7 protein-coding genes are annotated in these 7,543 nt (G+C 61.3%); 6 read left to right on the plus strand and 1 reads right to left on the minus strand.

The window, feature by feature from the left end; genetic code table 11:
* Nucleotides 1–33: 33 nt before the first annotated feature.
* Complete coding sequence (locus RBB49_RS28240; protein ID WP_306146317.1) at nt 34–630, minus strand: LysE family translocator; 597 nt, start codon at nt 628–630, stop codon at nt 34–36.
* 98 nt (nt 631–728) lie between these two features.
* Between RBB49_RS28240 and RBB49_RS28245 the strand changes: the two genes are divergently transcribed.
* From RBB49_RS28245 to RBB49_RS28270, 6 genes are all read left to right on the plus strand, one after another.
* Entirely contained in the window at nt 729–2,138 is a 1,410-nt protein-coding gene (locus RBB49_RS28245; RefSeq protein ID WP_306146318.1) for a PLP-dependent aminotransferase family protein, read from the plus strand.
* Nucleotides 2,139–2,509: 371 nt separating this feature from the next.
* Nucleotides 2,510–3,286 (plus strand): energy-coupling factor ABC transporter ATP-binding protein, encoded by a 777-nt coding sequence (locus tag RBB49_RS28250; protein WP_306146319.1) that lies wholly within the window; start codon nt 2,510–2,512, stop codon nt 3,284–3,286.
* The gene (locus RBB49_RS28255; protein WP_306146320.1) at nt 3,283–3,924 is read left to right on the plus strand and encodes an energy-coupling factor transporter transmembrane protein EcfT; all 642 of its coding nucleotides are present in this window, start codon (nt 3,283–3,285) and stop codon (nt 3,922–3,924) included. The genes RBB49_RS28250 and RBB49_RS28255 overlap by 4 nt, the downstream gene beginning before the upstream one ends.
* 82 nt (nt 3,925–4,006) lie before the next feature.
* The gene (locus RBB49_RS28260) at nt 4,007–4,561 is read left to right on the plus strand and encodes a biotin transporter BioY (RefSeq protein ID WP_306146321.1); all 555 of its coding nucleotides are present in this window, start codon (nt 4,007–4,009) and stop codon (nt 4,559–4,561) included.
* 21 nt (nt 4,562–4,582) lie between these two features.
* Nucleotides 4,583–6,025 carry an AMP-binding protein gene (locus tag RBB49_RS28265; protein WP_306146322.1) on the plus strand — a complete coding sequence of 481 codons (1,443 nt, stop codon included), beginning with the start codon at nt 4,583–4,585 and terminating at the stop codon, nt 6,023–6,025.
* Nucleotides 6,022–7,194: a thiolase family protein gene (locus RBB49_RS28270; protein WP_306146323.1), complete on the plus strand. Its 1,173-nt coding sequence runs from the start codon at nt 6,022–6,024 to the stop codon at nt 7,192–7,194. The genes RBB49_RS28265 and RBB49_RS28270 overlap by 4 nt, the downstream gene beginning before the upstream one ends.
* Nucleotides 7,195–7,543: the final 349 nt, after the last annotated feature.

Below are 7,543 nucleotides of genomic sequence, written 5' to 3' on the forward strand. Positions count from 1 at the left end.
CCCCCCCCCCCCCCCCCCCCCACGCCTCTTCTCTCAGATTGCAAGCGCCCAGACGGTCGCCGCAAGCATGGAAACCGCCATGAGCACGGTGATGACGCGCATAACGGGCCCGTCACCGATCAGGGCGAGGATCGATACCCCGAGAAGCGCCCAGAGCGAATGGAAAACCATGCCGCCAAGGGTGAAACCGGCGACGAGGATCAGCGCATTCTCGTGAATGCCGAGACCGTTCCCTGCAAGAAAGGTCGAAAACGCGACCAGGTTCATTGCCCAGGTCTTGGGACTGAGCGGGTGGATCAGCAGGCCCTCCCAGAAACTGGGAAGCGCCACTTCCCCTTTCGGCTTCACCGACAGGGAGATGATCCGCCAGGCAAGATAGGTCATGTACGCCATGCTGAGCACCTTGAAGAGCGTGACGATCGGGCCTCCGCCCGCCATGACGTGCCCGAGCCCGTAGGCGACGCTGAGCTTCAGCGGAATGGAGCCGATCTGCGACGCCACGATCACCGGAAATGCCGTCCGGTAGCCCGCAGATGCGCCGATAGCCAGAAACGTCAGATTCCCTGGCCCGGGCGTCCCGGTCATGACAATGATGAAAACGGCAAATGCCAGGAAGGTGGCCAGGTCCATGGGTGCTCTCCTGCAGCAATATCGATACAATCGATACAAATTGGCGGAGATACTAATTGTCTTGAGATATTGTATCAGTCAATGTAAACATTGTTCCCATGACAATGTGGATCCCGAAGATCGACGAGGCGCAAGGTCCGATCTATCTGGCGATTGCCGATGCGCTCGAAGCCGATATCAGCAACGGTGTCCTTGATCAGGGCTACCGGCTGCCGCCGCAGCGCGAACTGGCATACCAGCTGGGTGTTACGCTCGGAACCGTCACCCGTGCCTACGGGGAAGCCGAACGGCGGCGCCTCGTCAAGGGCGAGACGGGCCGCGGCACCTATGTTGCGCCTGAGACCCACAAGGTCTCGCCGCTTGTTCCGACCGAAGATGAAGCGGACGTCTGCGACCTGGCGCGCAATTTCGCCTATCCGCACCTGAATCCCAGTCTCTCCGATGGGCTCGTCCGGATGGCACGGACGGCCGGAATTGACCGGTTGAACGGCTTTGTGCCGTCTGAAGGCTTGAAAGCGCATCGCGAAACGGGCGTGCTGGTCTTCAAGGATTACGGACTGGAAGCGGACCCTGACAGGGTCGCCGTCACCTGCGGTGCGCAGCACGGTATTCAGGTGACTTGCCAGGCGCTGTTTCGCAGCGGCGACGCCATTGCCATCGACAGGTTCACCTATCCCTCGATCTTCCCCTCTTTGGCAAGCATCGGACTGAAGGCGATATCCGTTCCGGCGCTGGCGCGGCCAGATGGCGGCTTCGGGGCGATGGACCCCGCCGCGCTAGCGCAAGCTGCCAGGGCGCATGGGGTCAAGGGCGTCTTTTTGATGCCCAACATGCAGAACCCGACCACCCACACGATGTCGCTTGAAGAGCGCGAGGACCTGGTTTCGGTCGCCCGTGCGCATGATCTGAAAATCGTCGAGGATGATCCTTATACGCCGTTCCTGCCCGAGAACCTCCCCGCCTTTGGAGCGCTTGCACCCGAGCGCACGGCTTCCATCGCCAGTATCTCCAAGGTCTGTTCCCCGGGCAGCCGGATCGGTTTTGTGCATGTGCCGGAACTGTTCGGAGATTCGATCCGCAACAAGATCGGTGAAAGCACCTGGATGGCCTCGCCGATCACCGCGGAACTGATTGCCGGCTGGGTGCGCGAGGGGCACCTGTTCAAGACCCTGCGCCTGAAGCGCAAGGCCAATCGCATCCGTTTCCAGAAGGCCATGGATATCCTGTCGCCCTATTTCCTGCAGGGGGATACGCACAAGGTCTTCGGGTGGCTGCGTCTGCCCGGTCATGTCGACCCGGACGCGGTTCAGGCGGCGCTCGGGCATCAGCGGATTTCGGTGTTGTCGTCGCGCTATTTCCAGGCGAAGGACAACGCACCTGCCCCCTATTTGCGGCTTACATTCGGCTCGGAGGAATCCGATGACCGCTTTTTCCACTCGCTGGAGAAGGTCCGCTCGACCATTGACCAATTGGCCGAATTGCCCGAACTGGGCCGCCCTGTAGGATAGGCTTATACCAACCGCAACAAATAGGAACCTATCTGATGGCACTGTTCCTGTTTGCTGGCCAGGCGCGTTGCGCAGGACGGCCTGGTTGGCCGTTCAAGTAATGCAACGCCGTCCGGCGGGCTGGAACAGACCACCGAAGGCCGTGCCTGGAGACTGTTCCGCGGCGTCGAAGGTCTTGGACGATAACCCGTATCGCCCTGCGACCTGCTTCTTGCTGAACAGTCTCCAGGCACGGTCAGATAGGGTCTTATTTGATGAGGTTGGTATTACTTTGACATCGGGCAAGATCCGGTCAATAAGCGGCCCCTTGAGAGCGCAGGATGCCTGGCGGTATTGACCGGCCGGCGACTGCGTGGCCTTGGCGAGGTAAGATGGCGATCTGGTCCAGGAAGAACAGGCAGGAAAAGATGCGGGTCTGCGATCCGCAGGCAGACCCTTTTGCCGTTTTCGATGACGTTTCGCTGAAACTCGGCGGCAAGCAGATCCTGTCCGGCTTGACGCTGTCGCTCAGGGAGGACCGGATCGGCGTGATTGGACTGAACGGATCCGGCAAAAGCAGTTTCGTCCGGCTCCTGAATGGTTTGCGCCAGCCCACCGCCGGGTCGTTGACGTTGTTCGGTGCGGACGCGGCGAGCGCGGCTCCCGAATTGCCCCGTCATGTCGGCTTTGTTTTTCAGAACCCGGATCATCAGGCGATTTTTCCAACGGTCGAGGAAGAGATTGCCTTCGGGCTGACCCAGTTGGGGCTCGATCGCCGGGCCAGCCGCGAGAAGGCCCTTGAGTTTCTCGCCATACATGGCTGCGGCCAGCTGGCGGGCATGCCGATTGCCGAACTGTCGGAAGGCCAGAAGCAGCTCATTTGCATTTTGTCTGTCCTGGTGATGGAGCCGCGTCTTCTGGTTCTGGATGAGCCGATGACAAGCCTCGATATGCTGGCAACGCGAAAAATCCGCGACAAGCTTCTGTCCTTGCCGCAGAAGATCGTCATGGTGAGCCATGATTTCAGCCACTTCGAGGGGTTTGAACGTGTTCTGTGGCTCGAGGACGGCTGCCTGCGTGCGGATGGATCGCCCTATGAGGTGCTGCGTGCCTTCGAGGCGGATATCGCGCGGCGATCGGGCGTCAAACTGGAGCTGGCGGCGCTATGATATCGATCTATCTTCAGGGTGACAGCTGGCTGCACAGGGCACCGGCAGGGCTTAAACTGTTCGTTGTTGCGGTCGCGAGCCTGCTTCTCTTTCAGGTCAATTCCCCCCTGATCTTCATTGCGTGCCTTGCCGGAGTGGTTGGGTGTTACGCGACGCTCGGAAGCGAGGGGCTGAAGCGTCTGGCGCTGCTGCGCGGTCTGACGGTGCTGCTCGGGATCCTTCTTGTTCTGCACTGGATTTCCGGGACCTTCTGGGAGGGTATTTCGGTTGTTCTGCGGCTGGTCGTGCTGATCCTGGCCGCCAACCTTGTCTCCATCACCACCCGGATGGATGACATGCTGGAAGCAGTGATGCCCTTGTTCAGACCGCTTGGATGGTTTGGTCTTTCGGCAAGAAAACCGGCGCTCTGCGTTGCTCTCGTACTGCGCTTTGCGCCCTACATGATGCAGATCTTCTCCAGGATGCGCGAAGCCTATCAGGCGCGTACAGGGGCGAAGAATTCTTGGAAACTCATACCTCCGCTGGCCATACAGTGCCTGCGCATGTCCGACAACGTCGCCGATGCGCTGCAGGCACGCGGTGGCTCTGACGGACTTGCAGGACAGGCCGAAATTCGCACGAGGCCCAAAGCGGCCTGATTGAACACAACTGCGAAACCGGAACGGGGCGGGACCCGCCGGTGTCGCGAAACATAACCAAAAAGGGAGGCGTATCGACGCCATGGCTGATCGCTCACTCGTTCATATCGCATTTTATGCGGCACTGATTGCCGCACTGGGGCTGGTGCCGCCGGTCGCAATTCCGTTTCTTGGCGGCGTGCCGATCACGGCGCAAACGCTCGGCGTGATGCTCGCCGGGATCATGCTGGGACCGGTGCGCGGCGGTCTTGCCGTGCTCCTGTTCCTCTTTCTTGTGGCCCTTGGCGCGCCGTTCCTGGCCGGCGGGCGGGGCGGTTTGGGTGTCTTTGCCACGCCTTCGGTCGGGTTTCTGATCGGCTGGCCGGTCGGTGCGTTCGTTGCCGGCTGGATCATGCGGGCGACCCCGGGCATGAATATCTTCGCCTCGGCTGCGGTTTCAGCGGCTGTGGGTGGCATTCTCGTTGTCTATCTCTTCGGGATACCCGGTGTCGCCTATATGGCGGGCCTGCCGCTGACCACGGCCGCTCTCGGCAGCGCGATCTATATTCCCGGCGATCTGGTCAAGGTCGTCCTGGCCGCGCTCATCGCCCAGACAATTGCCCGCGGGTTGCCTGGGGCAATGCTGTCGCGCAGCTGACCGGGCTGAAATCGGTGCGGCATGGCCTTCGTCGGACAGAGCCTGGATGCGTTTGCCGAAACGCGGCCTGATCGGACCGCGCTGAAATGTGGCGCGGATCGCTGGTCATGGCGCGCCCTTCTGGACGCGATCGGGTCCATGGAGACCGTCATCCGCCGCGCCACCGATCGCGGTGGACGGGTTGCCCTGCTGCTGGATGATCCAGCCGCGTTGCTCATCTGCTTTTTTGCCTGCGCCCGGACGGGCCGGATTGCCATGGTGCTGGACCCGGCCTGGCCGGGCAGGCAGCGCGCCGATGTGCTTGACGAGGCCGCCCCGGACCTTGTCATCGACCGGCAGGTTTATGCCGCGGCCCGCGCGAGAGCGCCGCAAAAAGACATCGATAGGCGGAGCGCCGGCGTCACGCCGCTCGAGGATGATGCTTTCTATTGCGGCTTTACCTCAGGCTCGACGGGCAGGCCTAAGGGATATCTCCGAAATCACGGCTCCTGGCTCGGCAGCTTCGATCTGTCCGACCGGGAGTTCCGGATCCCCGCCGGGGAACGCATTGTCGTTGCCGGTCAGCTGACCCATTCGCTTCATCTCTATGGGGCGGTCTGTGGTCTTGAACGCGGCCACGAAGTCGTGCTGTCACCCCGTTTCGATCCGCGGACGCTGCTCGGCGACCTTTCCGGATGCGACCGCGGCTCCGTGCTCTACGCGACACCGACGCAACTGCACTTTCTGGCCGAAGCCGTGGAGCGAAAGGGGACGTCCGAAGCCGTTCACCACATTCTTTCCAGCGGTGCGAAATGGCAGGACCGGGATCGTCAACGGCTTGCAGGACTGTTTCCGAATGCGCAGCTGATTGAATTCTACGGGGCGTCCGAAACAAGTTTCATCACGGTTTCGCGCGGCGGCCGGACCAGTCCACCCGGTTCCGTGGGCAAGCCGCCACGTGAGGTCAGCGTCGCAATCGGCGATCCCGAGACACCGCTGGCGCACGGGACGCCCGGCGCGATCTGGGTCAAGAGCGGTTTGCTCTTCTCCGGTTACTTGTGCGGCAACGATCCGCAGACCCGCTGGAAAGATGGCTGGCTGACCTTCGGCGACGAAGGCTATCTTGACGCGCATGGCTGGCTGTTTCTGACAGGCCGGACCAATCGGATGATCGTGACATCGGGGCTGAATGTGTATCCTGAGGAGATCGAAGACGTCCTGATGACGCATCCTTCGGTCGCAGGCGCTGTTGTAGCCGGCCTCGAAGACCCGGTTCGGGGCACCCGGCTGGAGGCGGCCGTGCAGCTTCAGGAGCCCGTGGACAACGCAGGGGATATGTTGCTGGCGCATTGCCGGCAAAGGCTTGCAGCGGCCAAACTGCCGCGCCGTATCCGTGTTTTTGAACGTCTGCCGCAGACCGCGGGAGGAAAACTCGATATCCAACGCGTGACGGACATGATGGTGCGTGGGGAGAACCTTGAATGACCGCGACCCGTGGCTCGCCGGCCTATATCATTGCGGCCCGACGCACCCCGGTTGCCCCGCGCGGCGGTGCGCTCGCGCATCTGCAGGCCGATGAACTCGCGGCTCCCGTTCTGGAGCAGCTTTTGGAAGATGCCGGCCTCGCACCCGCTTCCGTCGATCACGTCATATTGGGCAACGCACTTTATGCGGGCGGCAATCCCGCACGGCTGGCGGCCCTGCGGGCGGGCTTGCCCGTAGAGGTCCCGGCCATGACCATCGATACACAGTGTTGTTCGGGGCTTGATGCGATCGCGCTCGGCGTTCGGATGATTGAGGCCGGTGCCGCCGGCTGCGTCCTGGCGGGTGGCACGGAGAGTTTCAGCCGATCGCCGATCCGCCTGCACCGACCGGCAGAGCGGGGAGCCGAGCCGGTTCCATTTGACCGGCCGGTTTTCGCGCCGGCGCCTTTTACCGATCCGGACCTGACGGAAGCTGCAGCACGCCTTGCAGGCGAAAGGAAAATCACCGCAGCCGCGCAGGCGGACTTCGCAGTTGCATCCCATGCAAAGGCGGTCAGGGCAAAAGAGCAAGGGAGTTCGAGCCTCGTTGCACGCTCGCCCGGCGCGCGGGAGGATGATTTCACACGCAGGTTGACTCTGAAAACTGCCTTGCGCGCGCCTGTTCTGGCCGGAAGCGGCGGCTGTGAGCTGACGGCGGCGACGATTGCCTGCGAGGCGGATGCGGCGGCTGCGGTTCTGCTGGTATCGGACGAGATGAGGAGGCGGTCTGCATTGCCGGGACTAAAGGTCATCGCGGCACAAGGCGGAGGTTGTGACCCGGCCGAGCCGGCATTGGCGCCGATTGGTGTTGCCAGGTCCCTGATTGCGGCTCTTGGAAAAACGGCTGCGGACTTCGACACCATCGAACTGATGGAAGCCTACGCGGTTCAGGCGATGGTAACCATTGGAGAACTCGGCTTTGCAGCCGATGCTGTCAACAGGCATGGCGGCGCCCTGGCGCGCGGACATCCGATTGGCGCGTCCGGAGCCATACTCATGGCGCAACTCTTTGAACAGCTCCTCCGGACGTCGGGGAACGCTGGAGAAACCGGAAAAAGGCGGGGTCTTGCACTGATCGCAGCCGCCGGTGGTTTGGGCTCCGGCATGGCCGTAGAAGCGGCCGTTTCTTAACAAATGCGAGAGATAGCGCATTGAAAAAATTAAACTTTCTTCATGTTCTGAAAGTTTTTTCGCTTTTTTGCATTTTTTTCGGACTCGGCTGTTGACGGTATGAATTTGTGTGCGTATAACGCGTTCATCGACGGCGGCGTTGCTGCTGGCGACAGGGTTTTGTGACCTTAATTCCAGAAAAGTTGGTCTTGTTGGCCGGGTCGAGAGGTTCGGTACTGGGTTGGTTTTGTGTCTGGTTTTGGTTGTGAGCTTTTTGAGGTTTTTGTTACCTCGGTTCTTTGACAATTTGTTTTATGAAGGAAGGGAAGCGTAGGCGGCGTTGGTCTTGCGATACCTGGCAGATATGTTG

This window comes from Roseibium sp. MMSF_3412, assembly GCF_030733265.1.
Classification (GTDB): Bacteria; Pseudomonadota; Alphaproteobacteria; order Rhizobiales; family Stappiaceae; genus Roseibium.

Coding starts and splice junctions, on each gene's coding strand:
- RBB49_RS28260 (WP_306146321.1), top strand. CDS start 4,007: ATGGCTGATCGCTCACTCGTTCATATCGCATTTTATGCGGCACTGATT.
- RBB49_RS28250 (WP_306146319.1), top strand. CDS start 2,510: ATGGCGATCTGGTCCAGGAAGAACAGGCAGGAAAAGATGCGGGTCTGC.
- RBB49_RS28265 (WP_306146322.1), top strand. CDS start 4,583: ATGGCCTTCGTCGGACAGAGCCTGGATGCGTTTGCCGAAACGCGGCCT.
- RBB49_RS28245 (WP_306146318.1), top strand. CDS start 729: ATGACAATGTGGATCCCGAAGATCGACGAGGCGCAAGGTCCGATCTAT.
- RBB49_RS28240 (WP_306146317.1), bottom strand. CDS start 630: ATGGACCTGGCCACCTTCCTGGCATTTGCCGTTTTCATCATTGTCATG.
- RBB49_RS28255 (WP_306146320.1), top strand. CDS start 3,283: ATGATATCGATCTATCTTCAGGGTGACAGCTGGCTGCACAGGGCACCG.
- RBB49_RS28270 (WP_306146323.1), top strand. CDS start 6,022: ATGACCGCGACCCGTGGCTCGCCGGCCTATATCATTGCGGCCCGACGC.